A 2428-nucleotide genomic window follows, 5' to 3' on the forward strand; every position below is an offset into this window, starting at 1 on the left:
GTGGCCAGCATCTCATGGGTGGCAAAGGAAAAGGTCTCGGGCCAGATCGACGGCATCAGCCACGCGCCAACCCCATAGCGTTGCGCCAGCTCTGCAATGTCGCCGGCATGATAGCTGCCATGCAGCCGGACCAAAGGTGGCAGGGAAAAGGCCGGGTCGATATTGCCGATCAGCACCAGCCTGGGCCCGCCCGCACGCGCCATTCTGGCCGCAAGCGCGCACAGCACGCCCGCGCCCTTTTGATGGTTGATATTGCCCAGAATGGCCAGCGTTCCCGCGCCCGGCGCTGGCGGCGCGACCCGCCCGATCGATGCGTTGATCTGATGGGGGCGCAAGACGATGGCATCCCTGAGATCTGGATAGCTCGCCAATAGATGCGCCGCGCTTGTTTGGGAAAACACCGTGATCTCGGCACAGCGCGACAGGAAACCGTGCCAAGCGTCTTGCCAGCGATCCAGCAAGACCACGCTGCCATCGGCCCGGCGCAGGCCATGCGCCGGGTCGGGGTTGGCGCGAAGAATCGACCCACGAAAGGCACCATCGGCATCCAACAGGCAATAGGACGGGCTGACCACGAAGAAATCATGCAGCCGCGCCTCAAGCCGATCAGGATGATCGGGGCGGATCAAGGCCAGCATCGCCGCAGGGAGGCCAATGGGGTCGGGGTCGCCCACACCGCAGGAATACACCATGCGCAGCGCGGGCAGCGGCGCAACAAGGCGCTTGATATCGTCAAGTTGCCCCGTGCCGACCGACATTGTACCGTTTGGACCATGCACCTCAAGCTGCCAACGATGCGGCCCGCCCACGCGCAAGATCAAGCCGTATTGGCCCCGTCCGGTATAGGTCGCGATCTCGGCCATGAGCGCGTGATCGGCCCCCCCACCCAGCGAATGGGCCACAAACAGCGGCACCGCGTCAGTGGCCAATTCCCCCGCCATTGCCACAGCCAGGGCGATCCGTGGCGTGCGAAGCGGGTCGGTCGCGATATAGCTCTGTACCTCGGCGTCATAGGACGGGTAGCGCCGCGCGATCATCGCATTGGCCCGCAGCACGCGGTCTTGCTTTTGGGCAAGGCCAAAGCTTTCACCGCCGCGATGTTCGACAAATACCGTCGGCAGCCCGACATGGACGGCGCCCGCAGCGCGGGTTTTCTGACACCAATCGACCTCTTCGCCGTAACCCCGGCCAAAGGCGGTGTCAAAGCGGGGAAATCGTGCAAACCAGCGCGCCGACATCGCCATGCAGAACCCCACCCCCGTGGGGGCCTGTGGCAAGGGGTCGGGCCAGGACAGGCGCTGTGCCACCGCATCTATTCGATCAACCATGCCTGCGGGAATTTGCATCGACCGGCAGATCATCGGCGCAGAAAAGATTTCGGCGTTGTTTGACATGGGCGTGACCGAAGCGATGGTCTTGTCCCGATCGAAGGGCGCAATCAGGCGTGACGCCCAGCCCTCGGGGACCATGGCGTCGGAGTTCAGCAAGACCACATGCCCCGCATGGCCTTCGGCCAACTCGAAACCGCGGTTGACCGCCCCCACAAAGCCCAGATTCCGGTCCAATTCCACCAAGCTGACGCGATCGCCCATCGCATCGGACCAGGCGCGCAAGAACGGCCGCACGCGCGGATCGCTCGAGGCATCATCGATCAAGATCAGATGCCAATCGACATCGGTGTGTGCCGCGACCCGGCGCAGCGCCTCTTCCAACAGCTCAAAGGCATTGTGGACCGGCAAGATGATGGTGATCGGGTGGTCGGATCGGGGCGCCGGCTGATCGCTGAACAAGCTGGCATCGATGGGCAACCCCCGTGACACGGCCACAAGACCAAGGATCTCCTTGATGCGCGCGCGCGCGGCCGGATCGCGCGTGACGACCGAGCGCAGATAGACCGGCGCCGCGCGCAAGGCGTCGCGCACAAACGCAAGGGCAAGACGGCTCCGCGCCAAAGCCGTCGGCGGCTCAGAAGGGTGTGGCACATGGCACGATATTTCAACACCAGACGGCAAGATCGCGTGCAAGGTCAGAGGTTTGGCATCTTGTGACACTTCGATCTCAAAACCGGTCTCCAGCGGCAGGCCAAGGCGATGCTGCACATCCGCGCGCTCAATGCCCGGAACCGTCGTCACGCAGCCGCCGGGCCAGCTGAGCCGCAGATGCTGCGCGCTGGTCCATCCCACGATCCGCAGCGCTCCATCGATCCGCCAGACGCGTTCCAAACGGCCAATCCGTCGCCCATGATACCGGATCGCACGCCCGCACAGCCGGTCGGCGTGATGTCCCACATAGCGACGGTAAAGGGCATAGAGGCGGAACAGCATGGCCTAGCCCCGCCCGGCCATTGGGTGTCGCGGTGTCAAATCAGCCCCTCCAGATACCTGCCATAGTCGGTTTTGCCAAAGAGCTGGGCGCGGGCGGTGAGTTG

Annotated in this window: 1 protein-coding gene; it reads right to left on the reverse strand. The window is 64.1% G+C overall.

Features of this window, described 5'->3' with window-relative positions; translation table 11 throughout:
* Positions 1 to 2324 (reverse strand): glycosyltransferase (locus Q0094_RS00120; RefSeq protein ID WP_297613938.1); only part of this gene is annotated, 2324 nt, incomplete at its 3' end.
* Between the last annotated feature and the right edge of the window lie 104 nt (positions 2325 to 2428).

This window comes from uncultured Roseicyclus sp. (assembly GCF_937892565.1).
Lineage (GTDB): Bacteria > Pseudomonadota > Alphaproteobacteria > Rhodobacterales > Rhodobacteraceae > Roseicyclus.